This window comes from Vogesella amnigena (genome assembly GCF_042648905.1).
Classification (GTDB): Bacteria; Pseudomonadota; Gammaproteobacteria; order Burkholderiales; family Chromobacteriaceae; genus Vogesella; species Vogesella amnigena.
This window is the reverse complement of the sequence record NZ_JBHRYH010000018.1, coordinates 19,194-44,327: the sequence shown is the minus strand read 5'-3', so window position 1 is coordinate 44,327 and position 25,134 is coordinate 19,194. Positions and strand designations below refer to the sequence as shown.

Here is a 25,134-nt window from a genome sequence, read left to right as displayed (position 1 = left end):
TTTTTTCATCGGCTTACGCACGAGTGTGCGCCCTGTTGCGTTGCGGCGATACAAACGGTTACCACCATGCTGGCTGCTTGACTTGTGTCAAAGCCCCTGCTTCATGCAGGGGTATGATCGCCTCATCCAGATTGAATGCCGGGCTGCCGGGTGAGGAGTGCAACATGGAACTGTGGAAACAACTGCTGTCGGATGATGTGGGTCGTCTGAGCATCATCGTGATTACCGTGACAACCATTATCGTTGGCGTGTGCATCAGCTACTTCATCAAGAAAGCCAAGTCCCGCGACGATCAGCAGTAAGGCCGCCGGCAGCCGATGCCGGAACGAATTCCTCTTGATGTGTGTGTGTTTGGGGGTGCGGTGGTGGGCCGTATCCCCCTTTTTTTGTCTGCGCAGCACACCAGACACGGCCAGCAGATGACAAAAGCCCCCGGCGGTATCAGCGCGCGGGGGCTTTGTTTTGCGGTGAGGCTTGTCGCTTATTTCACGTGCTGCGCGATGATAGGCAGCAGCTGGCCCAGCACCTTCGGCGGCGCGGCCACGATGTCGCCGCTTTCAAACCAGGTCTGCTCGCCATGGAAGTCGGTCACCATGCCGCCGGCCTCTTGTACGATCAGGCTGCCGGCTGCGATGTCCCACGGCTTGAGGTTGAACTCGAAGAAGCCATCCACGCGGCCGCAGGCCACATTGCACAGGTCCAGCGCGGCGGAGCCTTCGCGGCGGGCGCCGGCGGTCTTCTTCAGTACGTCCTTCAGGATGTCCAGATGGGTGTCCAGCATGCTCTGGTCCACAACCGGGAAGCCGGTGGAGATCAGGCATTCGTTCATGTTGATGCGCTTGGAAACGCGGATGCGGCGGTCGTTCAGGAACGAGCCCACGCCACGGCTGGCGGTGAACAGATCGTTGCGGTTCGGGTCGTACACCACGCCCTGCTGGATCTGGCCCTTGTGTGCCAGCGCGATGGAGATGCAGTACTGCTGATGGCCGTGAATGAAGTTGGTGGTGCCGTCCAGCGGATCGATGATCCACTCGTATTCGGCGGCGCCAAGGCCGGAAGCGCCGGACTCTTCTGCTAGAATCGCGTGCTTCGGATACGCATCCAGAATCACCTCAATGATCGCCTGTTCGGCAGCACGGTCCACTTCGGACACGAAGTCGTTGTGCTTTTTGTTTTCGACGCGAATGGTATCCAGGTTCAGCGATGCGCGCTGGATCACATTGGCGGCACGGCGAGCGGCTTTTACCGCGACATTGAGCATAGGATGCATTGACGGCCTCACAATAGGAAATGGGCAATCGTTGTCCGCTTTGCGGCCAACGCCTGCCGTAAACTGTCTGGGTTAAGGAGCGACAAAACCCCGCCGCAGTGGCGGGCGTTTCGGAAAGACCCGCGATTCTACGCAAAAACACCCAATGAATAAACCCCAAGTACCTGATTTTTTGAAGAACATTCGCGTCGTGCTGGCGCGTCCCAACCACCCCGGCAATATCGGTTCGGCGGCTCGCGCCATGAAAACCATGGGCCTCACCCGGCTGTACCTGGTGGAGCCCAAGGTGTTCCCGTCCGAGGAGGCCGACACGCTGGCTTCCGGTGCGGTGGATGTGCTGCAGACCGCTACCGTGGTGCCCACGCTGGCCGCAGCGCTGGCCGACGTGACCGTGGCCTGCGCGCTGACCAGCCGCCGCCGCGAGCTCACCACGCCGCTGTCCATTCCACGTGAGACTACGCCGGAGCTGATCGCCCGCGCGCGTGAAGGTGAACAGGTGGCGCTGGTGTTCGGCAACGAGACCTTCGGCCTGTCCATCGAGGAAGTGGAGCAGTGCAACCGGCTGGTGACCATTCCCGGCAACCCGGACTACTTCTCGCTGAACCTCGCCATGGCGGTGCAGGTGATGACCTACGAGCTGTTCAGCCACACCGGGGTGAACGTCGATTACCTGAAGCCGGACGGCAACAGTGCCACCCAGGGCGAGGTGGACGGCATGGTGGACCACCTGGACGCCACGCTGGAAGACATAGGCTACTACCGTCGCCGCAACAGCGAACGCATGATCCGCCGCCTGCGCACCATGTTCCACCGCGCCGGCCTGCTGCGCGAGGAGATCGATATCCTGCGCGGCTTCTACAAGCAGGCACAGCGCCTGGCGGGCAAGGGGCAGGGCAGCACGCCCGATGTCGAGGACGACAGTACATCATGAGCTATCGCCACCGGCTGGCCGAACCCTATACGGCACTGCGCTGCCAGCCGGTGCGCGATCTGGCCTTTCTGCTTACCGCGCCACCACCGTGGCACAGCGGCGCCGAAATCGACTGCGCCCGCCTGCTGGGGCCGCAGGGTTGGCCGCAACTGCTTGCCCTGGACGCCGTGCCACAGCCGCTACTGGACTGGCTGGCGGTGCGGCCCACGCGGCGGCTGGGCGTGTACGCCGAGCAGCTGCTGGCGTTCTGGTTCATGCACGCGCCGCACATCGACTGCGTGGCGGCCAACCTGCCGCTGGCCGAGCACGGCCGCAGCGTCGGCGAATTCGACTTTCTGCTGCGTGTCGATGGCCAGCCGCTGCACCTGGAGGCTGCCAGCAAGTTCTACCTGCAGCTGGACGACGCCAGCGGCGAGCTGGTCGGCCCCAGCCTGCGCGATGCCTGGCCGTTGAAATACCGCAAGCTTGCCAGCCAGCTGGCGCTGAGTTGCCACCCGGCGGCACAGCTGCCGGACGGTTTTGCCGGCTGTCCGGCCTACAGCCGCCTCACCGGCTGGCTGTTCTATCCGCATGCGCCGCAGCCGCAATTCCCGTGTAATGCCGATGCCTGCCGTGGCTGGTGGCGGCGCTTGTCCGAGCCTTGGCCGCAGCATGGCGCCGACAGCCGCTGGCTGCTGCTGCCACGCTTGTGCTGGCTGGCGCCGGCGCGCGCCGCCGCCGATGCGGTGCTGATCCTGCCGCAACTGCAGGCCCAGCTGGCCGAGGCTGATGGTGCGCGACTGGTGGCCGAGTTGGCGCCAGGGGAGGGGGGCGACTGGCACGAGATTGCGCGTGGTTTCGTGGTGCGCGACGACTGGCCGCTGCCCGGCATGCTGGCCGAGCTGCAGCGCACGTTGGCCGCATCGTGAGCGCGGCATGAAGACCCTGCTGTTCGTCTACGCCAGCCAGAGCGGCCATACCCACGCACTGGTCACTGCTGCTGCAGCGGCGGCAGGTGGCGAGGAGAACGTGGTGGTTCGCGTGCTGCCGGCGCTGCAGGCCGGCATCGACGACCTGCTGGCCAGCCAGGCGCTGGTGCTGGCCACGCCGGAAAACTTCGGCTACATGGCCGGTGCGCTGAAGGATTTTCTCGACCGCACCTTCTACCCGGCGCAGGGAAAGGTGGAGGGGCTGCCGTACGCGGCGATCATCAGCGCCGGCAACGACGGCCAGGGCGCACTCACCGCGATTCGCCGCATCGCCAGCGGCTACCCGCTGCGCGAGGCCTTGCCACCGCTGCTGGTGAAGGGGGAGGTGACGCCGCAGTCGCTGGAGGAGGCGGCCGAGCTGGGCGCCACGCTGGCGGCGGCGCTGTCGATAGGGGTGCTGTAGGGCGGAAGCCCCAACGGGGCGTTCCGCCACTATGAGGCGCTTGCGGGGCGTTCCACCGTCATTTGCGGCCAACCTTGTGTTGGCGGATCGCCCCTGCGGGGCATCCGCCCTACACATCACACGCTTGCCCCACAAACAACAACGCCCCGCACGGGGCAGGGCGTTCGAACGGCAAGTTGGTAGCCCGGATAAGCGCAGCGCATCCGGGGAGCAGGTGCCAATGTTCCCGGATGCGCCTGTGGCTTATCCGGGCTACGTGTTTTCCACCCTGCATCCCCCCACAAACAACAACGCCCCGCACGGGGCAGGGCGTTCGAACGCTAAGGGCGGCTGGTGCTCAGCGCAGGCTGTTGGCCTGGGCGCAGCCGGCTACCAGTGCCTTCAGCTCTTCCGGCTGCAGTACCTGAATGTGCTTGTGATCCACTTTCAGCCAGCCCTGTTGCTGGAACTTGGACAGCGTGCGGCTGACGGTTTCCAGTTTCAGGCCCAGGAAGCTGCCGATTTCCTCGCGGCTCATGCGCAGGATGAAGTCGAAGGCGGCAAAGCCGCGTGCCGACAGACGCTGCGACAGGTTGAGCAGGAAGGCGGCCAGCCTCTCCTCGGCCTTCATATTGCCCAGCAGCAGCATTACCGACTGGTCGCGCACGATCTCGCGGCTCATCAGGCGGAAGAAGTGGTGCTGCAGGCTGGGGATGTCGCGGCCCAGGGTTTCCATGCGGTTGAACGGCAGCTCGCATACCTCGCTGTCTTCCAGCGCGATGGCGTCGCAGCCGTGCTGGCTGGCGGAAATGCCGTCCAGGCCCATCAGCTCGCCGGACATGTGGAAGCCGGTTACCTGCTCGCGGCCGTCCTGGCTGGAGACGCAGGTCTTGAAGAAACCGGTACGCACTGCATACAGTGAACGGAAGCCTTCGCCGGAGTGGAACAGGTACTCGCCACGCTTCAGACGGCGGCTCTGGCGGATCACCGCATCCAGCTGTGCCATCTCGTCGCGGTTGAGGCCAACCGGCAGGCAGAGTTCACGCAGACTGCAGTTGGAGCACGACACTTTCAGCGTGTGCAGGGAGGTAGTGAGCTCGGTCATGGTTTCCGGGTTTCGCAAGGCTAGAGGCTTGCTTGACACGCGTCAAAGCGCGCCAAGTGTCAATTAGCGCAAATTTACCAGCCCACCACCAGTTTTCCAAGCAAGACGATATGACACCCACCGCCCCGTTCCAGCCGACGCAATGCGTCTTCGATCGAGAACTTATCGAAAAACTTGAAGGTTCCGGCCCGCGCTACACTTCTTACCCGACGGCAGATCGCTTTCACGGCGGCTTCGGGGTGAAGGATTACGAGCACTGGCTGCAGCAGCACGCCATTGGCGCCAGCCATCGCCCGGTGTCGCTGTACGTGCATGTGCCGTTCTGTAACACCATCTGCTACTACTGCGGCTGCAACAAGATCATCACCAAAGACAAGAGCCGCGCCGACCAGTACCTGGATTACCTGGAAAAGGAAATCGCCCTGGTGGCGGCACGCCTGGGCTACCGCGAGAAGGTGATCCAGCTGCATTTTGGCGGCGGCACACCCACCTTCCTGTCCGACGAGCAACTCAGCCGGGTGATGGCGGCCATTAACAAGCATTTCGAATTGCTGCCGGATGGTGAGTTTTCCATCGAGATCGACCCGCGCAAGGTTGGCCGCGACACCGTGCTGCACCTGGGCCGGCTGGGTTTCAACCGCATGAGTGTGGGCATCCAGGATTTCGACCCGGCCGTGCAGCAGGCGGTGAACCGCATCCAGAGCGAGGAAGAAACCCTTACCGTGATCAACGCCGCGCGTGAGGCCGGTTTCAAGTCGGTGAGCGTGGACCTGATCTACGGCCTGCCGCTGCAGAATGCCGACTCGGTGCGCCGCACTGTGGACAAGGTGCTGGCAATGAACCCGGACCGCATCGCGCTGTACAACTACGCGCACCTGCCCAGCGTGTTCATGCCGCAGCGCCGCATCAACGAGGCTGATCTGCCCACGGCCGCGCACAAGCTGGACATCCTGCAGAATTCGGTACAGCAGCTCACCGACGCCGGCTATGTGTTCATCGGCATGGATCACTTTGCCAAGCCGGACGACGAGCTGACGCGTGCCCTGCAGCAGGGCCGCCTGCAGCGCAACTTCCAGGGGTATTCAACCCATGCCGACTGCGACATGATCGGTCTGGGCGTGTCGTCCATCGGCAAGGTCGGCCCCTGTTACTCGCAGAACGAAAAAGACATCGACGCCTACTACGCGGCGCTGGATGCCGGCCACCTGCCGGTACTGCGCGGCATGACGCTGACCCAGGACGATATCCTGCGCCGCAGCGTGATCCAGTCGCTGATGTGCCGCTTCTCGCTGTCGGTAGAGGCCATCGAGGAAACTTTCGGCATCAACTTTGCCGACTACTTTGCCGACGAGCTGCCACTGATCCGCGAGTTTCAGCAGGTAGGTTTGCTGACTTTCGACGGCGATTTCCTGATGGTGGCGCCCAAGGGGCGTTTCCTGATCCGCAATATCGCCATGGTGTTCGATCGTCACCTGCGCGAGCGCGAGACCAAGGCGCGTTACTCCAAGACCATCTAGCAGGCTGCAGGCCACCATCTCGGCTGGCCAGATGGCCCCTGCGACCATAAAACAAAGCCCTTCCGCATGGCGGAAGGGCTTTGGCTATCTAGCGGCGGTCAATGGTGGCCGCCATGCCGGAGGGCAGCTTACTTCCAGCTTTCCGGGTGGATGCGTGCCTGGATTTCCGGGTAACGCTTCACGTCGAATTCCGGCTGTTTGTTACCGGCCTTGAGCTGGTCCTGGTAGTCCTTCAGCAGCGTGAACACGTGCTTGGACAGCATCACGATGGCGAACAGGTTGATCAGCGCCATGATGCCCATCGACAGGTCGGCCATGTCCCATACCAGCGGCGAGCTGCCGATGGCACCAAATGCCACCATGAACAGCACCAGCAGGCGGAAGCCCAGCATGAGCAGCTTGTTGTTCTTGATGAACTCCACATTACCCTCGGCATACGCGTAGTTACCGATGATGGAGCTGAAGCAGAACAGGAACAGGGCAATGGCCAGGAAGTGGCCGCCCCAGCTGCCCAGCGTGGCAGACAGCGCCGCCTGGGTCAGTTGCACGCCTTTCAGCTCGGCGCCGGGTACATAGGCACCGGATAGCAGCACGATGAAGGCGGTGCAGGAACACACGACGATGGTGTCGATGAACACGCCGAACATCTGCACGATGCCCTGGCTGGCCGGGTGGCGAGTGGTGGCTGCCGCTGCGGCATTCGGTGCCGAGCCCATGCCGGCTTCGTTGGAGAACAGGCCTCGCTTGATGCCCAGCATCATGGCCTGGCTAACCGCGTAGCCGGCAAAGCCGCCTGCCGCCTGCTCCAGGCCGAAGGCACTTTTCACGATCAGCATGAACACCGCCGGGATATCCGCCAGGTGGGTGAAGATGACAAACAGCGTCATGCCCAGGTAGATGGCGGCCATCAGCGGCACCATCCATTCCGCAACCTGTGCCACCTTGCGCAGGCCGCCAAAAATGATCGGTGCGGTCAGCAGCACAAGGCCGATGGCTACCAGGTTCTTGTCCCAGCCCCAGGCGCCTTCGGTTGCCGCCACGATGGAGTTGGCCTGCACCGCATTGAAGACCAGGCCAAAGGCCAGGATCAGCGACAGCGAAAACGCCACCCCCAGCCAGCGCATGCCCAGGCCTTTTTCAATGTAGTAAGCCGGGCCGCCACGGAAGGTATTGTCGTGGTGGCTGACCTTGAACAGCTGCGCCAGCGTGGATTCGGCAAAGGCGCTGGCCATGCCCAGCAGGGCGGTGATCCACATCCAGAATACGGCGCCGGGGCCGCCCAGGGCGATGGCGGTAGCCACACCGGCCACGTTGCCGGTGCCTACGCGCGAGGCAAGGCCAGTGGCGAATGCCTGGAAAGACGAGATGTCGTTGCTGCCCCCGATGTGGCGACGACCGCCGAGCATTTCCTGCCAGCCACGCGGCAGCAAGCGCAGCTGCATAAAGCCCATGCGCAGGGTGAAGTAGGCGCCCACGCCTAGCAGGATGTAGATGAGCAGCTGACCCCAGATCAGGTCATTGCCTTGATTGATCAGCGCGTGGAGTGTGTCCATGAGAACTCCTAAATGGTGAAGGTGTTGTTATTGCTGGCCGGTATTCGGCTCTTGTTTTTCGTTTCTACTCGGTTGTGCGCCGAGGGCGCGCATGATAGCGCAAAAACGATTGTATATGTTCGATAGCGAACAAAAATCTCTGAAAAAGCAAGCATATAGCCAGCTAGCATGTGCGTATTGGAATAATTGCGAAGCTGTCAGGCGGGGTGGGGAGAAAGCATGCATGCCTGGCCGGCAGCATGGAACTGCTGCTGGTGCAGGCTGGTGGAGTAGGGAGGGTGGGGTAGGGTGTGTGGCCAGACAGCTGCCCGGCGCGGGGGGAGGCAGGCGGTGCTTGCGGGGCGATCAGCCCCGGCTGGCCACGCCCAGGCGATGCAGCACGGCGATGGCCTCGCCGGTGGGGCTGGCCACTACGTCGGCCAGGGTGTAGCGGTCCAGCACGGAAAAGAATGCTGCCAGTGCTTCGTCCAGTACCCCCTTGAGCCGACAGCGGCCGCGAAGGAAGCACGGCGGCTCGGCGCAGTTGATCAGGTCGCCGATGTCTTCCAGCGTGCGGATCACCTCGCCCAGCCGGTACTGGCTGGCCGCGCGTGCCAGCGCCAGGCCGCCGCCCTTGCCACGGCTGGTGGCCAGCCAGCCCTGCTGCGCCATGAAATGCACCACCTTCACCAGGTGATTGCGCGAGGCGGTAAAGCGCTCGGCGATCTCGCCGATGGTTACCGGGGTATCGCGTGGCTCGCTCAGATACATCAGTACCCGCAGGCCGAGGTCGGTGAAATGCGTTAGTTGCATGGCTGCTGTGGTCTAGGGCAAAGGCAAGAGCATACGCCGCCTGCGCCGTCCACTCAATTACACGCCGGCGCCGCCGGTACCAAAGGCCTCGGCATGGATGCGCGCGGCAGCCACACCCAGCGCCAGCAGCGCGGCCTTCTGCTGCTGCATGAAGGGCAGCGGGCCGCACAGGTAGTAGTCGGCATCGGGCAGCACGGCATCGGCGGCAACGGTGTTCAGCGCCATGCGGCCAACTTGCTGGTAGTCGCGGCCGGATACGTCCTCGGCACGCGGGAATTCGTACCAGGTATGCGCCAGCAGTTGCGGGTATTCGCGGCTCCAGTTGCCCAGCTGCAGGCGGAAAGCATGCACGCCGCCGTGACGGCAGGCATGCAGGAAGCGGATGCTGCGCGGGCTGTTCTGCTGCAGTAGCTGCTCCAGCATGGACAGCATCGGGGTGATGCCGACACCGGCGCTGATCAGCACTACCGGGCCGCGGCGTTCCTCATGCAGGAAGAAATCGCCCAGCGGCGGCGCCACGTCCAGGATATCGCCCACCTTCACCGCATCATGCAGCTGATTGGATACCATTCCGGCCGGGGTATTGCTGCCGGCTTCGCGTTTTACCGAGATGCGCAGCGCGCTGCCGCCGGGAGCTGCCGACAGGCTGTACTGGCGCGGCTGCATCATGCCCAGTTGCGGCACCAGCAGGCGTAGCGACAGGTACTGGCCCGGGCGGTACTGCGGCAGCGGGCCGCCATCGGCCGGCTGCAGGTAGAAGGAGGTGATCTCTTCGCTTTCCACTACCTTGCGGCCAACCTTGAAGCCGCGCCAGCCGCTCCAGCCGCCGGGCTGGTTGGCTGCCTGCTGGTACAGCTTGCCTTCTTCTGTAATCAGAATGTCGGCCAGCTGGCCGTAGGCTGCGGCCCAGGCGGCGATCAGCTCGTCGCTGGCAGCCTCGCCCAGCACTTCACGGATCGATGCCAGCAGGTGGCTACCCACAATCGGGTAATGCTCGGCACGAATGCCCAGGCTTGCGTGCTTGTTGGCTACCAGCGCCAGTACCGGTGCCAGTACCGATGGGTCGTCGATGTGTTCGGCGTAGGCGGCTACCGCCATGGCCAGCGCCTGCTGCTGGCTGCCGGCCTGCTGGTGGCCTTGGTTGAAGATCTGCTTCAGTTCCGGGTTGTGCTGGAACATGCGGGCGTAGAAGTGGCGGGTGAGGGTAACGCCGTGCTCTTTCAGTACCGGGGCGGTGGCTTTGACCAGTTGGCGGGTGGCTGCATCCAGCATGTGTGCTTCCTTTAAGTTGTGTAATATATACATATTTAAAAGCGCCAGTGCCCGTTACAGGCTGGCCGCTACTCCGCCGTATTATTTCGGCATGGGGCGCTGGTAGCGGCAAAAATAAACATGTGCAAACTATACATTTTTAAGAATGTGATGTCACCAGCGCGCTACAGATTGTTTAGCCAGCGGCAAAGCAAGGGGCGCCTGGTGCGGCCATCCGGCGCGGCAGGCATGAAAAAACCGGGCCGCAGCCCGGTTTGTCGTTGCTGTCCGCCTCCTGTGTGTCGTCGGCGGCGGCGCTGTGCCAGCTCTCATGGCTGCTCTCATACAGCTGCCAGTCGTTCAGTTCGGCCAGCAGTGCCTGCTTGTGGCCAAAGCGTGCGCCAGAGGCACTGCGCTGGTGGGCGCCGCCTTTTTTCATCTGCGGCGCGTGCGCAAACGGGTTGCGCGGTTTCAGGGTATGCATGGGGTCTCCTGTGGTGAATAAAGCCTGCGGCCAACCCCCTGGTTGGCCGCAGCATGTTGGCTTCGATAAGCCAGGCGGCGGAAAGTTGCCGCGGAGCGTAAAAAGCGTCTTAAGCGATCAGGCTGGCCACCTTGGTGGTGATGATATCCACCGCCGGCTCATTGGCGCCGTGCGGCAGAATCACGTCGGCAAAACGCTTGGTAGGCTCGATGAACTGGTTGTGCATCGGCCGCACGGTGGCCAGGTACTGCTCGATCACGCTGTCGGTGGTGCGGCCGCGCTCGGCGATGTCGCGCTGCAGGCGGCGGATGAAGCGCACGTCGGCATCGGTATCCACGAAGATCTTCAGCGACATCATCTCGCGCAGCGCGGCATCGTACAGCGGAAACAGCCCCTCGATCACGATCACCGGTGCCGGCTCCACGCGCACGGTCTCCTCGGCGCGGTTGTGGCGGGCAAAGTCGTATACTGGCATGTCGATGCCCAGGCCATTGCGCAGGTCGGCAATGTGCTCCACCAGCAGTGGCCAGTCGAAGGCCTGCGGGTGGTCGTAGTTGGTGCCCAGGCGCTGCTCGAAGCTCAGATGGCTCTGATCGCGGTAGTAGTAGTCCTGCACGATCACTGCCGCCTGGTCGCTGCCGATGGCCTCCAGCACCTTGCGGGTTACCGTGCTCTTGCCGCTGCCACTGCCACCGGCAATGCCGATGATGAACGGTGTTGTCATGTCTGTAGCCCCGCGAGAAAAAAACGCGCCATTCTAATGAGTTGGCGCGTGTTCGACTACCTGTCCGGCTGGCTGTTGTCAGGCTACCGTAGCCGCCTGTTCCGCCTCGGCGGCGTCATACCATTCCAGCATGGCCGGGTCGTCCAGCAGGTGGTCCACGTAGGCGGCGGCCAGTGGCGGCAGCTCGATACCGTAGCTGACGAAGCGGCAGGCTACCGGGGCGAACATGGCATCGGCAATGCTGAAGGTGCCGAACAGCCAGGGGCCGGCATCCAGATGGCGCTGGCGCAGCTGCTGCCAGATGTCGCAGATGCGGCGGATGTCGGCGGCCGCTTCCGGCGATGGCTCATGGCGGGTGCGCAGGGTAACGTTGAACGGCAGCTCGCCACGCATGGCGGTGAAGCCGCTGTGCATCTCGGCGACGATGGCGCGCGCCTCGGCACGCTCGGCCTGATCGTCCGGCCACAGTTTCGAGGCGGGGAACAGCTCGTTCAGGTATTCGCAGATCGCCAGCGAGTCGTGCACGCGCAGATTGTCGTGGAGCAGCACCGGCACCTTGCCGGCCGGGTTGGCCGCCAGCAGGTGTTGCCGGGTATCCGGCATGTACAGGCGGATATGCTGTTCGCGGAACGGCTCGCCGATGTGCTTGAGCAGCAGCCACGGCCGTAGTGACCAGGATGAGAAGTTCTTGTTGCCGATGATCAGGGTAAGCATGGCAGCCTCCAGAGGCGATGGGGGTGGCGGGATGCTCCAGCATAGCAAAGCCTGCTTGCGGCCAGCATGTCCAAACGCAAACGCCCTGCGCAGGGCAGGGCGTTTCAGGCTGCGGGTAAGGTTCGTCACCTAGACACTACCGGACCCGGCAAAGCCGGGCCGTTCCGACAAAGTTATTGAATCGGCAGCCTTGCTGTTCACATAGCAACGCCCTGCAGGGCAGCACGTAGGTTGGGTTGAGCATAGCGAAGCCCAACGTTTACCGCGTTGCTGTTGTGGCGTGGCTTGTTTGGTTAGGCGTGGAATCCGCTGCGCAGCTAATGATTGAAGTCGCCTGTTCCGCCCGGCGGACGGGATACCTTCTTTTGCGTCGCCAAAAGAAGGTATCCGAAGAAAAGGCGCCCCGGGGCTGCTCGAAACCCCGGGCAAAAAGGCACGCCCCAGGCGCCGCCGAACTCGTCCCTCGCTAACGGCTCGGGACTCAAACAGATCGGCGTCTTAATACCTGGGGCGCACCCTTTTGCCCGGCTCGCGCCAACGGGTTTGGGGCAAGTTGCTGCGGTTCTACTCTTGGGTGGATTGGGGGTGGAGAGAGTGCTTAAGTGAACACCATCACTGCACGCACCAAACGCAAACGCCCTGCGCAGGGCAGGGCGTTGCTATGGCTTGCGGCCAGCGTTGCGGCTTATTCCGCCTCGTCGATCCAGGCCTGCTGAATCGCCTCCAGCACCTTCTCGCCGCCACGCATGTGGTCGTCGTCGAAGCCGGGCAGGTCTACCACCCAGTTGTGCAGGTCGACAAAGCGCACGGTTTTCGGGTCGATGTCCGGGTGTGCTTCACACAGTTCGATGGCGATGTCGTTGATGTCGCTCCACTTCATGGCGGGCTCCTCAGTGATGTTCGCGGGCGTGGTTGATGGTGTAGCGCGGAATCTCAACCACCAGGTCCTGATCGGTAACGATGGCCTGGCACGACAGGCGCGATTGCGCTTCCAGGCCCCAGGCCTTGTCCAGCATGTCGTCTTCAAGATCGTCGGACGGGGGCAGCGAGTTGAAGCCTTCACGCACGATGACATGGCAGGTGGTGCAGGCACAGGACATCTCGCAAGCGTGTTCGATCTCGATGTCGTGGGCTAGCAGGGCCTCGCAGATGCTGGTGCCGGTTTCGATGTTGTCGAGCACGGCGCCGTCCGGGCACAGGTCGGTATTGGGCAGCACGATGATACGCGGCATGGGTAAGTCTCCGGGTTGGCCGCAGCGTGCGGCCGTCTATCTCAATAAGTTCAGGGTATCTCGAAAAACCCCGATTTCTACGCGAGACAAGGCGCGAATGAAAAACGCTGACGCCGCATACGGTTGCTATGTCAGGAGGTGTTTTTCGTGCGCAACGCAGTATCGCAACGAAAGCGGGTATTTTTCGGGGTGCCCGTTACAGGGCGCCGATGTTCTTGCCCTTGAGCGCACGCTGGATATTGCGGTCCATGCGGCGGGCGGCAAACGGCTCGCTGATCTGGTTCAGGCGCTGCGTGGCGGCGTTCACCTCGCGTGTTACCTGGCTGGCAATGGCGGTATGCAGGCCGGCCATGGCGCCATCCAGTGCGGCGCGTTCTTCGGCATCCAGCAGGTCGCCATCCACGTCCAGGGCGGCCTGGATGGCGGCGATCAGGCTTTCGGCATCCACGATCGCTTCGCGCAGCTTGCGGGCGTTGATGTCTTCCTGCACGTGGCTCAGCGATTCGGTAAGCATGCGGCTGACTTCATCGTCGGACAGGCCATAGGACGGTTTTACCTCGATATGCGCTTCCACGCCGGAAGTCAGCTCGCGGGCGGTGACCGACAGCAGGCCGTCGGCATCCACCTGGAAGGTGACGCGGATGCGTGCTGCGCCGGCCACCATCGGCGGGATGCCGCGCAGCACGAACTTGGCCAGGCTGCGGCAGTCGGCAATCAGTTCGCGCTCGCCCTGTACCACGTGGATGGACATGGCGGTCTGGCCGTCCTTGAAGGTGGTGAACTCCTGCGCGCGCGCCACCGGAATGGTGCTGTTGCGCGGGATGATCTTTTCCGCCAGCCCGCCCATGGTTTCAATGCCCAGCGACAGCGGAATCACGTCCAGCAGCAGCCAGTCCTCGCCGCCCTTGTTGCCGGCCAGCACATCGGCCTGGATGGCGGCGCCCAGCGCCACTACCTTGTCCGGGTCGAGGTTGGTCAGCGGCGGGCGGCCGAAGAAATCGCCCACGGCTTTCTGCACCTGCGGCATGCGGGTAGCGCCGCCCACCATCACCACGCCCTTGACGTCGTCAATGGTGATCTTGGCATCGCGCAGTGCCTTGCGTACCGGCAGCAGGGTCTTGTCCAGCAGGGTCTTGCTGATGTCGTGGAAGGTGGCCTGCGTCAGTTCCAGGTCGATGGTCTGGCCATCGGCCAGCACGGCGGTAATGCGGGTGCTGGCGTGCTCGCTCAGCGCTTCCTTGGCTTCGCGGGCGCGGGTCAGCAGCAGGCGGGTATCTTGCGCGGTGAGACCGTGCAGGTCTGCCTGCTCCAGAATCCAGCAGTAGATGCGGTGGTCGAAGTCGTCACCACCCAGCGAGGAATCGCCGCTGGTGGCCAGCACTTCGAACACGCCGCGCGACAGCGCCAGCACCGATACGTCAAAGGTGCCGCCGCCCAGGTCGTACACCACGTAGGTGCCTTCCGAGCCGTTATCCAGGCCGTAAGCGATGGCGGCAGCGGTGGGTTCGTTCAGCAGGCGCAGCACGTTGAGGCCGGCCAGGCGTGCGGCGTCCTTGGTGGCCTGGCGCTGTGCGTCGTCGAAATAGGCCGGCACGGTGATCACCGCGCCTACCAGATCGCCGCCCAGGCTGGCTTCGGCGCGGGTTTTCAGCGTGCGCAGGATGTCGGCGGAAACCTCCACCGGGCTCTTGTTGCCGGCGCGAGTCACCAGTTGCACCATGCCCGGCGCATCGACAAAACGGTACGGGCTGCGGCCAACGTCCTGGATATCCACCAGGCCACGGCCCATGAAGCGTTTGGCCGACACGATGGTGTTGGCCGCATCGCGGCTCTGCTCGGCCTGGGCGTCGTGGCCCACCACCACGCTGCCATCCGGTGCGTAGCGCACCACGGAAGGCAGCAGGTTGCGGCCCTGTTCGTCCGGCAACACTACGGCGCTGCCGCTGCGCACGGTGGCAACCAGCGAGTTGGTGGTACCCAGGTCGATGCCCACGGCCAGGCGATGCTGGTGCGGGGCGGCGGAGAGGCCGGGTTCGGCGATTTGCAGTAGGGCCATATCGGGTCTGCTTAACTTGATGCAAAGGTTGGCCGCAGCCAACTTGCGGTTTGTTCGGGGTCAGTACAGCAACGCTTCGATGGCGTCGCCGATTTCCTGGTCCAGTTTTTCCAGAAAGCGCAGCTTGCGTACCGACAGCGCGGCGGCAGCGTGATCCGCGGCATCGTCCAGCTGTGCGGCCAGCTCGTCTTCCAGCGACTTCACATCGCCGCGCAGCTGGCGCGACAGCGCCTCCAGCGCCGCCACATCCTTGCCGTGGCGGGCATCCTCGATGTTCTCGCGCCATTCCATCTGCGCCATCAGGAAGGCCGGTGGCATGCTGGTGTTGGTCTCTTCGGCGGTGTCCACGCCAGCCAGCTGCAGCAGGTAGCGCGCGCGCGCCAGCGGCGATTTCAGCGTCTGGTAGGCCTCGTTGATGCGGGTGGCGCGCATCAGCGCCACGCGCTTTTCGGCGTCGCCGGCGGCGGCAAAGCGGTCGGGGTGGGCAGCGGCGGCGGCGGTACGCCAGGCGCTGTCCAGCTGCGCGCCATCAATGCGGAACTGGCGCGGCAGCTGGAACAGGGCGAAGTGATCCTGCGAGAAATCGGCGGACATGCGGGCTTTCTGCAAAAACCGGGGTGAATAACGTCAAAACCGGCTCTGCCGCGCGGGGGCGGCATAGCCGGCAGGGCTCCTCGGAAAAGCTATTTTTGAGTCGCCCGTTGTTGTGGGCAGGCTTAGACGTTGAAGCTTTCGCCGCAACCGCACTCGTTCTTCACGTTCGGGTTGTTGAACTGGAAGCCTTCGTTCAGCCCTTCCTTGGCATAGTCCAGCTCGGTGCCGTCCAGGTAGGCCAGGCTCTTGGCGTCGGTAAACACGGTAACGCCGTGGCTCTGGAAGGTTACGTCCTCATCGCTGGCGACATCGACGAATTCCAGCTTGTAAGCCATGCCGGAACAGCCGGAGGTCTTCACGCCCAGGCGGATGCCCAGGCCCTTGCCGCGTTTGGCCAGGAAGTTGCTGACGTGAGTTGCTGCGCGTTCGGTAAGCGTGATTGCCATTTTGCTTCTGCCTTTACTGGCGGCGGGCTAGCTACGCCCGCCGTGGAGGACGCCTCGAAAAATCGCCTGCTTTCGTTGCGATACTGCGTTACTCACGAAAAATCCCTCCTTGCATATCAGTACATATGCGGCGTCGGGATTTTTCGTTCGCGCCTTGTCTCGCTTAAAAATCAGGGCTTTTCGAGGTGTCCTAAAATCATTTCGCGTGCTTCTGCTTGTAGTCGGCCACGGCCGCCTTGATGGCGTCTTCGGCCAGGATCGAGCAGTGGATCTTCACCGGCGGCAGTGCCAGTTCTTCGGCGATTTCGGTGTTCTTGATCGCCATTGCCTCGTCCAGCGACTTGCCTTTTACCCATTCGGTAACCAGCGAGCTGGAGGCGATGGCGGAGCCACAGCCGTAGGTCTTGAACTTGGCATCTTCGATGATGCCGTCCTCGCTCACCTTGATCTGCAGTTTCATTACGTCGCCACAGGCCGGTGCACCCACCATGCCGGTACCAACCGATTCGTCACCCTTGTCGAAAGCGCCCACGTTGCGGGGGTTTTCGTAGTGGTCCATTACCTTGTCGCTGTATGCCATGATCTTCTCCTGCGTGCGGCCAACCCTGTAACGCTGGTCGCATCATCAAAACAGTTTAGTGGGCAGCCCACTCGATGGTGTTGAGGTCGACGCCGTCCTTGAACATTTCCCACAGCGGGGACAGGTCGCGCAGCTTGCCGATCTTCTGCTGCAGCAGCTTCACGGCGTAGTCGATGTCCTGTTCGGTGGTGAAACGGCCAATGGAGAAGCGGATCGAGCTGTGCGCCAGTTCGTCGTTGCGGCCCAGGGCGCGCAGCACGTAGGAAGGCTCCAGCGAAGCAGAGGTACAGGCCGAGCCGGACGACACTGCCAGGTCCTTGATCGCCATGATCAGGCTTTCGCCCTCGACGAAGTTGAAGCTTACGTTCAGGTTGTGCGGCACGCGCTGATCGATGTCACCGTTCAGGTAGACTTCTTCGATACTCTGCAGGCCGTGCCACAGGCGGTCGCGCAGCGCGCGGATGCGGGCGTTCTCGGCCTGCATTTCTTCCTGGGCGATGCGGAACGCTTCGCCCATGCCGGCAATCTGGTGGGTGGCCAGGGTGCCGGAGCGGAAACCACGCTCGTGGCCGCCACCGTGCATCTGTGCTTCCAGGCGCACGCGCGGCTTGCGGCGGATGTACAGCGCGCCGATGCCTTTCGGGCCGTAGGTCTTGTGAGCGGAGAAGCTCATCAGGTCAACCTTGAGCTTGTCCAGGTCGATTTCCACCTTGCCGGTAGCCTGGGCGGCGTCCACGTGGAACAGCACGCCGCGGGCGCGGCACAGCTCGCCCAGTTCGGCGATCGGCTGTACCACGCCGATTTCGTTGTTCACGAACATGATGGAGGCGAGGATGGTGTCCGGGCGCAGTGCGGCTTCGAAATCGGCCAGGCTCACCAGACCGTTTTCCTGCACGTCGAGGTAAGTCACCTCGAAGCCCTGGCGCTCCAGCTCGCGCATGGTGTCCAGCACGGCCTTGTGTTCGGTCTTCTGGGTGATCAGGTGCTTGCCCTTGCTCTTGTAGAACTGGGCGGCGCCTTTCAGGGCCAGGTTGTTGGATTCGGTGGCGCCGGAGGTCCACACGATTTCCTTCGGATCACAGTTCACCAGTGCGGCTACCTGACCACGTGCCTTTTCCACGGCTTCTTCGGCTACCCAGCCGTAGCTGTGGCTGCGCGATGCCGGGTTGCCGAACTGTTCGGTGAGGTACGGGATCATCACTTCGGCCACGCGCGGATCAACCGGAGTGGTGGCGGAGTAGTCGAGGTAGATCGGGTGCTTAAGCTCGCTCATTGCGGGTCTCCACGAGGTCGCGTCAGGCAGCGTTGCTGCCGGCGATGGCGTCGCTACAGGCGGCTGTGCGGCGCAGGGTACGTTGATCTTGTACGACACTGGTGTCCTTTGCCTTCTGGTTTTCCACCAGGCTGGCCAAGCTGATCTTGGACAGGTAGTCGAAGATGGTGGCGTTAAGGCTGGTCCACAGGTCGTGGGTCATGCAGCGGTGATTATCGTGGCAGTTTTCGCGGCCGCCACACTGTGTGGCGTCCACCGGTTCGTCCACGGCGACAATAATGTCGGCTACCGAAATCTCGGCCACGGTGCGGGCCAGGGTGTAGCCGCCGCCGGGGCCGCGTACGCTTTCAACCAGCTGCGCACGACGCAGTTTGCCGAACAGCTGCTCCAGATAGGACAGGGATATGCCCTGGCGCTCGCTGATGCCGGCCAGCGTGACCGGGCCGCCGGCTTCGCGCAGCGCGAGATCCAGCATGGCGGTGACGGCAAAACGTCCTTTGGTGGTGAGGCGCATGGTATAGGCTCCCAGAGTGGTTGACGCGATTATACCCTAATTCCGAGTAATTTAGTCAACTATTGCCGGTCGGGAGTTCGCGACGAGCGTCGCCAGAATAGAAATAACCGCACTGCAGGGGAATCCGGCACAAGGTGTAGTCATTGCGAGCTAGTCAGCACCCGTTATCAGGCCGGGCTGGCATTTTACCTTTGTTTTCGCGTGCTTGGCACGGTTTTTCGCTTGCCGGTGGGACAGCTGCCGGGCGGTAACGGGCTTGGTGTATCATTGAGCAAACGTTCGTTTACCGTAAGCCGGGACTTGCTGCCCCGGGTACAGATAGGAAGGAAAACTCCATGCATCAAGTGGTGATCAGCGGCAGCGGCCTGTTTACCCCGCCCAACGCTGTCAGCAACGAGGCTCTGGTAGCCGCGTTCAATGCCTTTGTGAATGACTACAACCAGCAGCATGCCGCGGCCATTGCCAGTGGCGAGCTTGCTCCGCTGCAGGAGTCCAGTGCCGAATTCATCGAGAAAGCTTCCGGCATCAAGCAGCGCTACCTGATGGACGCCAGCGGGGTGCTGGACCCCAGCCGCATGGCGCCGTATCTGCCGGAGCGCAGCAATGACGAACTGTCGGTGCCGGCGGAAATGGCAGTGGCGGCAGCGCGCGAGGCGTTGGCCGCAGCCGGCAAGACGGCTGCCGATGTCGACATGGTGATTGCCGCCTGCTCCAACATGCCGCGCCCGTACCCGGCGCTATCCATCGAAGTGCAACAGGCGCTGGGGGTGCAGGGTTTTGCCTTCGATATGAACGTGGCCTGTTCTTCCGCCACTTTCGGCATCCAGACCGCGGTGAATGCCATCGCCGGCGGGCAGGCGCGCGCGGTGCTGATGGTGAACCCGGAAATCTGTTCGGCACACCTGAACTTCCGCGATCGCGACAGCCATTTCATTTTTGGTGATGCCTGCTCGGCGGTGCTGCTGGAGCGCGCCGACAGTGCCAATGCGGCCAACGTGTTCGAGGTGCTGGGCAGCAAGCTGGCCACGGTGTTCTCCAACAATATCCGCAACAATTTCGGCTTCCTCAATCGCTGCGACGAGCGTGGTATCGGCGCGCTGGACAAGCTGTTCGTGCAGCAGGGGCGCAAGGTGTTCAAGGAAGTGTGCCCGATGGTGGGCGAGCATATCGTGGCGCATCTGGATAGCCACGCCATTGCCCCGGCGGAGGTGAAACGCTTCTGGCTGCACCAGGCCAACCTCAGCATGAACCAGCTGATCGCCCGCCGCGTGCTGGGCCGCGATGCCGATGCGGTGGAAGCGCCGGTGATCCTGGACCGCTATGCCAATACCAGCTCGGCCGGCTCGGTGATTGCGTTCCATCTGCACCATGCCGACATGAGCAGTGGCGATATCGGCGTGCTGTCGTCGTTCGGTGCCGGTTACTCGGTGGGCAGCGTGATTCTGCGCAAGCGCTGAGTGCCATCGAGATAACAACAAGGGCGCCCCGCGGGGCGCCCTTGTTGTCTTTTTGAGCTTATTCCTGCGTCAGCGGCGTTGCCCACGGCAGCAGAGCCTTGTCGTTCACCACCCGCAAGGTGGCGCGACGGAAGTCCTGCAGGATTGCCGAGCGGCTGCCGCTGGACGGGTAGGCGATTACATAGCTGTGGCAGGTGTCGGTGACAAAGGGGCGGGTAACCACCCCCTGGTGCTGCCATAACTCGGAGGCGAACGGCTCGACGATGGATACGCCAAAGCCGTGCGCCACCATGGCATAGCGGGTGTGCGAGGTATGGGTACGGATGGTGTACTGCGGGTACACGCCGGCATGGCCGAAATACTTGTCTTCCTGGTTCTGGCTCAGTGGGTAGTTGGGCATCCAGCCGATTACCGTTTCGTTCGCCAGATCCTGTGGTGTGATCTCACTGCGTGCGGCCAACGGGTGGTCGGCAGGCATTGCGCACAGCGCCGGTGCCTCCAGCAGCGGCTCGACTTCGATGCCGGCAATGGCCGGAATGGTCAGGCTAAGGGCCACGTCCACCTTCAGATCTTGCAGCTTTACCATGACTTCGGCATTGCCGACGGTGTCGATCTTGACCGGAACATCGGGGCGTAGCTTGAAGAACTCCTTCAGGATCAGCGGCAGCAGGCTGGTAGAAAGGACAGGCATGCAGGCAATGGACAGCCCTTCGTTCTCTTCGGCGCGAATGGTGTCCGCCACCTGGCGCAGCCGTTCCAGCCCCAGAAAGTTCTCTTCCACCGCGCGTTGAAAGCGGATGGCGGCGGTAGTCGGCTCCATGCGTCCCTTGGTGCGGTTGAACAGCCGGAAGCCCAGGTCTTCCTCCAGATCGGCAATCAGGCGGCTGATTGCAGGCTGGGTGATGTGCATGCGGCGTGCTGCGGCTACGGTGGTACCGCAGCTCATCAGGCAGCGGAATGCTTCGATCTGTCGAAAACGAATCATTTTTATTTGGCTGGCGGCAGGTTTGGCGCGCGGGGAATGAGACGGTTGTGACTATAACAAAATCACATAGAACATCAATTTTCCTTAGTGGATGTAATAGCGACGCTTGTGAAATACTCAGCCGCCATCGGCCCGGAAGGGGCCGGGAAAGGTGTTTTCGGGGTTGGCAGCGTGGACTGCAACGGACTGCGCGCCAGATGGCGCCAGGATCGACGCAGAAAACGACATTCTGCACTGCGATAAATCATGGTGACGACAAAAAACGGTCAAGCCCGCCTTGTGCTTGGCCGGTGGCGTCGCATAATGCATTTGTCCGGGGCTAACAACATCCGGCACGCCGTTTGCATTGCCTTGCTGGCAATACCAGGCATCACTTCTTCAAAATAGAAATAGGGAAACGAGAAACATGCGAGTAGCCAAGCATCTGCTGATTGCTGCCGGTCTGACCGCCGCAGCTACCGCCGCCCACGCCGCCGGCACCCTGATTTACTGCTCGGAAGCCAGCCCGGAAGGCTTCGACTCCGCCCAGTACACCGGCGGTACCACTTTCGACGCCGCTGGCCACGCCATGTTCAACCGTCTGGTTGAATTCGAAAAGGGCTCCACCAAGACCATCCCGGGTCTGGCCGAATCCTGGACCGTGTCCGCTGATGGCAAGGAATACACCTTCAAGCTGCGCAAGGGCGTGAAGTTCCACACCACCGACTACTTCAAGCCGAGCCGCGACTTTGGCGCCGATGACGTGGTGTTCACCTTCAGCCGCATGGTTGACAAGAACTACCCGTTCAACAAGGCCTACCCGGCAGAATTCCCGTACGCCTCCGATACCGGCCTCGATGCCAACATCGTGAAGGTGGAAAAAGTTGACGCCAACACCGTCAAGTTCATCCTGAAAGACCCGGATGCCGACCTGCTGGCCAAGATCGCTATGCCGTTCGCTTCCATTCAGTCCGCCGAATACGCCGACAAGCTGGTGAAGGAAGGCAAGGCCTCCATGATCAACCAGCAGCCGATCGGTACCGGTCCGTTCGTGTTCGTGCGCTACCAGAAAGATGCGCAGATCCGTTACAAGGCCAACAAGCAGTACTGGAAGCCGGCTGACGTAAAAGTGGACAACCTGATTTTCGCCATCACCACCGATGCTTCCGTGCGTGCACAGAAGATGAAGGCTGGCGAGTGCCACATCATGTCCTATCCGAAGCCGCAGGACCTGGCCGGCATGAAAACCGACCCGGCACTGAAGATGATGTCCGCCCCGGGCTTCAACATTGGCTACCTGGCCTACAACGTGGAAAAGCCGCAGCTGAAGAAACTGGAAGTGCGTCAGGCGCTGGACATGGCCATCAACCGCAAGGCCATCATCGACGCGGTATACCAGGGTCAGGGTCAGGAAGCGGCCAACCCGATGCCGGGTTCGCTGTGGTCCTACAACAAGTCGCTGCGTAACCAGTCGCTGGACGTGGCAAAAGCCAAGGCCCTGCTGGCCAAGGCCGGCTACCCGAACGGCTTCGAAATCACCCTGTGGGCGATGCCGGTACAGCGTCCGTACAACCCGAACGCCAAGCTGATGGCGGAAATGATCCAGGCCGACTGGGCCAAGATCGGCGTGAAGGCCAAGATCACCACCTACGAATGGGGTGAGTACCTGAAGCGCATGAAGAATGGCGAGCACGACACCGGCCTGATCGGCTGGACCGGCGACTACGCCAGCCCGGACAACTTCCTGGGCGTGCTGCTGACTTGTGAAGCCGTGGGCGGCTCCAACTACGCCCGCTACTGCAGCAAGGATTTCGACGCTGCCGTGCTGAAGGCCCGCAAGAGCACCGACATGAAAGAGCGCACCGCGCTGTACATGAAGGCGCAGCAAATCTTCAAGAAAGATCTGCCGTGGTCGACCATTGCCCATTCGACTGTGAACCAGCCGATGCGCAAGGAAGTCAACGGCTTCAAGATCAGCCCGTTTGGCGATTACTCCTTTGCGGGTGTAAGCGTTAAATAAGCGGTATTGAAGTCGCGCGGGGCATGCCCCGCACTTAAGGACAAGGAGGGCGCCTACGGCCCCTCCTTGTTTGCTGATCGACGATCAGCTTATGCAAAAGGAAAGTCGGCGCGGCGCCCTGGTGTGCGAGCGTTGACCTGGGTCAAGGCCGGTAGTGCCGGTTGCCATTAAAGTGGCTTCTGCCGTGGCGGCCTTGCAGCTGGTATAGGTGGGTGGTTCAGATGCAAACCAGCCGCCCGGCGCCTCCCCTCCCAGTTTTTCTTCCTTTTGCGTCCCTGTTCCAGTAGCACACGTCATGTCGTCACAAGCGGCATGCACGGGAGACGTAATCACATGTTCGCATTCATTCTGCGCAGGTTGGGGGTGTTGATCCCGACCTTCTTTGGCATCACGCTGCTGACTTTTGCGCTGATCCGCATGATTCCGGGCGACCCGATCGAGGTGATGGTGGGCGAACGCTCGCTCGATCCGGTGATGCACGCTGCCGCCATGAAGCGCCTGGGCCTGGACCAGCCGCTCTACGTGCAGTACTTCGACTACATCGGCAAGCTGTTCCACGGCGATCTTGGCACCTCGCTCAAGACCCAGGAAAGCGTGTGGAAAGAGTTCACCACCCTGTTCCCGGCCACGCTGGAGCTGGCGCTGTGCGCGCTGGTGTTCGCCGCCGTCATCGGCCTGTTGGCCGGGGTGATCGCCGCCATCAAGCGCGGCTCGATCTTCGACCACGGCGTGATGGGCATTTCGCTCACCGGCTTCTCCATGCCCATCTTCGTATGGGGCCTGCTGGCGGTGATGTTCTTCTCCGTCTTCCTTGGCTGGACCCCGGTGTCCGGTCGTATCGACCTGCAATATGACGTGCAGCCCACTACCGGCTTCATGCTGATCGACGCCTGGCGCGCCGAGGCCATGGACCCGGAACTGAACGCCGGTGCGTTCAAGGATGCGCTGATGCACCTGATTCTGCCGGCCATCGTGCTGGGTACCATTCCGCTGGCGGTGATCGCGCGGATGACCCGCTCCTCGATGCTGGAAGTGCTGCGTGAAGACTACGTGCGTACCGCCCGTGCCAAGGGCCTGTCGCCGGCACGCGTGATCTTCATCCACACCCTGCGCAATGCGCTGATTCCGGTGCTGACCGTGATCGGCCTGCAGGTGGGCACGCTGATGGGCGGCGCGGTACTGACCGAAACCATCTTCTCCTGGCCGGGCATCGGCAAGTGGCTGATCGAAGCCATCGGCCGCCGCGACTACCCGGTAGTCCAGAACGGCATCCTGATCGTGGCGACGCTGGTGATTGTCACCAACTTCGTCGTCGACATCCTGTACGGCATCGCCAACCCGCGTATCCGTCACGCCAAGTAAGCAGGAACTCAACATGGCAAATGTGAATACTTCGCCGCAAACCGTTGCGGCCAACGATGATCCGGCACTGAGCTACCCGTCGCCGCTGAAGGAATTCTGGGCGAGCTTCAAGCAGAACAAGGGCGCGGTTGCCGGCCTGATCTTCATGTCGGTGGTGGTGTTCTGTGCGCTGTTCGCCGGCATCATCTCCCCCTACGACCCGCTGGAGCAGTACCGTGACCACCTGCTGACCCCGCCGTCGTGGGCCGAGGGTGGCAACAGCCAGTTCCTGCTGGGTACTGACGAGCTGGGCCGTGACATCCTCACCCGCCTGTTCCACGGCGCGCAGATGTCGCTGCTGATCAGCCTGGTGTCGGTGCTGCTGTCGCTGCTGCCGGGGGTGATCCTCGGCCTGCTGGCGGCGTTCTTTCCCAAGGTGATCGGCAACCTGATCATGCGGCTGATGGACATCATGATGGCGCTGCCGTCGCTGCTGCTGGCCATCGCCATCATGGCGATCCTCGGCCCCGGCCTGATCAACGCCATGATCGCCATCGCCGTGGTGGGCCTGCCGGGCTATGTGCGCCTCACCCGCGCCTCGGCCATTACCGAGCTGAACCGCGACTACGTGACCGCCGCCCGTGTTTCCGGCGCCGGCCTGCTGCGGCTGATGTTCGTGACCGTGCTGCCCAACTGCATGGCACCGCTGATCGTGCATGCCACCATGAGTTTCTCCTCCGCCATCCTGGAAATCTCCGCCCTGGGCTTCCTGGGCATGGGTGTGCAGCCGCCTACTCCGGAGTGGGGCACCATGCTGTCCGGCGCGCGCGACTACATGACCAGCGCCTGGTGGGTGGTATTGATGCCGGGCCTGACCATTCTGCTGGCGGTGCTGTCGATCAACCTGATGGGTGATGGCCTGCGCGACGCGCTGGACCCGAAGATGAAGCGCGTGGCGTAAGGGGA

At 62.5% G+C, this 25,134-nt stretch carries 26 protein-coding genes; 9 read left to right on the top strand and 17 right to left on the bottom strand.

Going from position 1 to position 25,134, the window contains the following annotated elements; translation table 11 throughout:
* The first annotated feature begins 164 nt into the window (after nt 1-164).
* Nucleotides 165-302, top strand: a complete 138-nt coding sequence (locus ACFOKJ_RS08730; RefSeq protein WP_390278679.1) for a DUF3149 domain-containing protein — start codon at nt 165-167, stop codon at nt 300-302.
* Nucleotides 303-481: 179 nt separating this feature from the next.
* On the opposite strand, the gene ACFOKJ_RS08725 is transcribed toward ACFOKJ_RS08730, so the two are convergent.
* Nucleotides 482-1,270, bottom strand: a complete 789-nt coding sequence (locus ACFOKJ_RS08725) for an inositol monophosphatase family protein (protein WP_390278677.1) — start codon at nt 1,268-1,270, stop codon at nt 482-484.
* Nucleotides 1,271-1,415: 145 nt separating this feature from the next.
* On the opposite strand from ACFOKJ_RS08725, the gene ACFOKJ_RS08720 reads away from it, so the two are divergent.
* Genes ACFOKJ_RS08720 through ACFOKJ_RS08710 form a run of 3 tightly spaced genes read left to right on the top strand, consistent with a single transcriptional unit; the run spans nt 1,416 to nt 3,572 of the window.
* Nucleotides 1,416-2,201 (top strand): RNA methyltransferase, encoded by a 786-nt coding sequence (locus ACFOKJ_RS08720; RefSeq protein WP_390278676.1) that lies wholly within the window; start codon nt 1,416-1,418, stop codon nt 2,199-2,201.
* Nucleotides 2,198-3,109, top strand: coding sequence for a DUF1853 family protein (locus ACFOKJ_RS08715; RefSeq protein ID WP_390278674.1), 912 nt, complete (start codon nt 2,198-2,200; stop codon nt 3,107-3,109). The genes ACFOKJ_RS08720 and ACFOKJ_RS08715 overlap by 4 nt, the downstream gene beginning before the upstream one ends.
* Before the next feature lie 7 nt (nt 3,110-3,116).
* Complete coding sequence (locus ACFOKJ_RS08710) at nt 3,117-3,572, top strand: NAD(P)H-dependent oxidoreductase (RefSeq protein ID WP_390278672.1); 456 nt, start codon at nt 3,117-3,119, stop codon at nt 3,570-3,572.
* A 337-nt stretch (nt 3,573-3,909) separates the two neighbouring features.
* Here ACFOKJ_RS08710 and fnr read toward each other — a convergent pair whose 3' ends face one another.
* Complete coding sequence (fnr, locus tag ACFOKJ_RS08705) at nt 3,910-4,656, bottom strand: fumarate/nitrate reduction transcriptional regulator Fnr (protein ID WP_390278670.1); 747 nt, start codon at nt 4,654-4,656, stop codon at nt 3,910-3,912.
* 110 nt (nt 4,657-4,766) lie between these two features.
* Here fnr and hemN point away from each other — a divergent pair, with 110 nt between their 5' ends.
* Complete coding sequence (hemN, locus tag ACFOKJ_RS08700; RefSeq protein WP_390278669.1) at nt 4,767-6,173, top strand: oxygen-independent coproporphyrinogen III oxidase; 1,407 nt, start codon at nt 4,767-4,769, stop codon at nt 6,171-6,173.
* A 128-nt stretch (nt 6,174-6,301) separates the two neighbouring features.
* Here the strand turns inward: hemN and ACFOKJ_RS08695 are convergent, their stop codons facing one another.
* The 14 genes from ACFOKJ_RS08695 to iscR all read right to left on the bottom strand — a co-directional run bounded on the left by ACFOKJ_RS08695 (nt 6,302) and on the right by iscR (nt 18,386).
* The gene (locus tag ACFOKJ_RS08695) at nt 6,302-7,726 is read right to left on the bottom strand and encodes an alanine/glycine:cation symporter family protein (protein ID WP_390278667.1); all 1,425 of its coding nucleotides are present in this window, start codon (nt 7,724-7,726) and stop codon (nt 6,302-6,304) included.
* A gap of 345 nt (nt 7,727-8,071) precedes the next feature.
* On the bottom strand, nt 8,072-8,518 hold the full coding sequence (locus tag ACFOKJ_RS08690) for an Rrf2 family transcriptional regulator (RefSeq protein WP_390278665.1): 447 nt from the start codon (nt 8,516-8,518) through the stop codon (nt 8,072-8,074).
* A 57-nt stretch (nt 8,519-8,575) separates the two neighbouring features.
* A complete protein-coding gene (hmpA, locus tag ACFOKJ_RS08685; RefSeq protein WP_390278662.1) occupies nt 8,576-9,823 on the bottom strand; it encodes an NO-inducible flavohemoprotein in 1,248 nt (415 codons plus the stop codon).
* Between the two features lie 142 nt (nt 9,824-9,965).
* Nucleotides 9,966-10,253: a hypothetical protein gene (locus tag ACFOKJ_RS08680; RefSeq protein WP_390278660.1), complete on the bottom strand. Its 288-nt coding sequence runs from the start codon at nt 10,251-10,253 to the stop codon at nt 9,966-9,968.
* 109 nt (nt 10,254-10,362) lie between these two features.
* Nucleotides 10,363-10,977 carry a uridine kinase gene (gene udk, locus ACFOKJ_RS08675; protein WP_390278658.1) on the bottom strand — a complete coding sequence of 205 codons (615 nt, stop codon included), beginning with the start codon at nt 10,975-10,977 and terminating at the stop codon, nt 10,363-10,365.
* A gap of 78 nt (nt 10,978-11,055) precedes the next feature.
* Complete coding sequence (locus ACFOKJ_RS08670; protein WP_390278657.1) at nt 11,056-11,691, bottom strand: glutathione S-transferase family protein; 636 nt, start codon at nt 11,689-11,691, stop codon at nt 11,056-11,058.
* A 685-nt stretch (nt 11,692-12,376) separates the two neighbouring features.
* A complete protein-coding gene (gene iscX / locus ACFOKJ_RS08665) occupies nt 12,377-12,571 on the bottom strand; it encodes a Fe-S cluster assembly protein IscX (protein WP_390278655.1) in 195 nt (64 codons plus the stop codon).
* Between the two features lie 10 nt (nt 12,572-12,581).
* Complete coding sequence (gene fdx, locus ACFOKJ_RS08660) at nt 12,582-12,923, bottom strand: ISC system 2Fe-2S type ferredoxin (RefSeq protein WP_390278654.1); 342 nt, start codon at nt 12,921-12,923, stop codon at nt 12,582-12,584.
* Nucleotides 12,924-13,119: 196 nt separating this feature from the next.
* Nucleotides 13,120-14,979 carry a Fe-S protein assembly chaperone HscA gene (gene hscA, locus ACFOKJ_RS08655; protein ID WP_390278652.1) on the bottom strand — a complete coding sequence of 620 codons (1,860 nt, stop codon included), beginning with the start codon at nt 14,977-14,979 and terminating at the stop codon, nt 13,120-13,122.
* Nucleotides 14,980-15,039: 60 nt separating this feature from the next.
* Nucleotides 15,040-15,573 (bottom strand): Fe-S protein assembly co-chaperone HscB, encoded by a 534-nt coding sequence (gene hscB, locus ACFOKJ_RS08650; RefSeq protein ID WP_390278650.1) that lies wholly within the window; start codon nt 15,571-15,573, stop codon nt 15,040-15,042.
* Between the two features lie 122 nt (nt 15,574-15,695).
* The gene (iscA, locus tag ACFOKJ_RS08645; protein WP_390278648.1) at nt 15,696-16,019 is read right to left on the bottom strand and encodes an iron-sulfur cluster assembly protein IscA; all 324 of its coding nucleotides are present in this window, start codon (nt 16,017-16,019) and stop codon (nt 15,696-15,698) included.
* A gap of 196 nt (nt 16,020-16,215) precedes the next feature.
* Entirely contained in the window at nt 16,216-16,599 is a 384-nt protein-coding gene (gene iscU, locus ACFOKJ_RS08640) for a Fe-S cluster assembly scaffold IscU (protein WP_390278646.1), read from the bottom strand.
* 55 nt (nt 16,600-16,654) lie between these two features.
* Nucleotides 16,655-17,872: an IscS subfamily cysteine desulfurase gene (locus ACFOKJ_RS08635; RefSeq protein WP_390278644.1), complete on the bottom strand. Its 1,218-nt coding sequence runs from the start codon at nt 17,870-17,872 to the stop codon at nt 16,655-16,657.
* 22 nt (nt 17,873-17,894) lie between these two features.
* Nucleotides 17,895-18,386, bottom strand: coding sequence for a Fe-S cluster assembly transcriptional regulator IscR (iscR, locus tag ACFOKJ_RS08630; protein ID WP_390278642.1), 492 nt, complete (start codon nt 18,384-18,386; stop codon nt 17,895-17,897).
* A 335-nt stretch (nt 18,387-18,721) separates the two neighbouring features.
* Between iscR and ACFOKJ_RS08625 the strand changes: the two genes are divergently transcribed.
* The gene (locus ACFOKJ_RS08625; RefSeq protein ID WP_390278640.1) at nt 18,722-19,843 is read left to right on the top strand and encodes a beta-ketoacyl-ACP synthase III; all 1,122 of its coding nucleotides are present in this window, start codon (nt 18,722-18,724) and stop codon (nt 19,841-19,843) included.
* Between the two features lie 58 nt (nt 19,844-19,901).
* Here the strand turns inward: ACFOKJ_RS08625 and ACFOKJ_RS08620 are convergent, their stop codons facing one another.
* Nucleotides 19,902-20,828 carry a LysR substrate-binding domain-containing protein gene (locus ACFOKJ_RS08620; RefSeq protein WP_390278638.1) on the bottom strand — a complete coding sequence of 309 codons (927 nt, stop codon included), beginning with the start codon at nt 20,826-20,828 and terminating at the stop codon, nt 19,902-19,904.
* Nucleotides 20,829-21,234: 406 nt separating this feature from the next.
* Between ACFOKJ_RS08620 and ACFOKJ_RS08615 the strand changes: the two genes are divergently transcribed.
* From ACFOKJ_RS08615 to ACFOKJ_RS08605, 3 genes are all read left to right on the top strand, one after another.
* Nucleotides 21,235-22,827 carry an ABC transporter substrate-binding protein gene (locus tag ACFOKJ_RS08615; RefSeq protein ID WP_390278636.1) on the top strand — a complete coding sequence of 531 codons (1,593 nt, stop codon included), beginning with the start codon at nt 21,235-21,237 and terminating at the stop codon, nt 22,825-22,827.
* Between the two features lie 333 nt (nt 22,828-23,160).
* Entirely contained in the window at nt 23,161-24,189 is a 1,029-nt protein-coding gene (locus tag ACFOKJ_RS08610) for an ABC transporter permease subunit (protein ID WP_390278634.1), read from the top strand.
* Between the two features lie 13 nt (nt 24,190-24,202).
* Entirely contained in the window at nt 24,203-25,129 is a 927-nt protein-coding gene (locus ACFOKJ_RS08605) for an ABC transporter permease subunit (RefSeq protein ID WP_390278631.1), read from the top strand.
* Nucleotides 25,130-25,134: the final 5 nt, after the last annotated feature.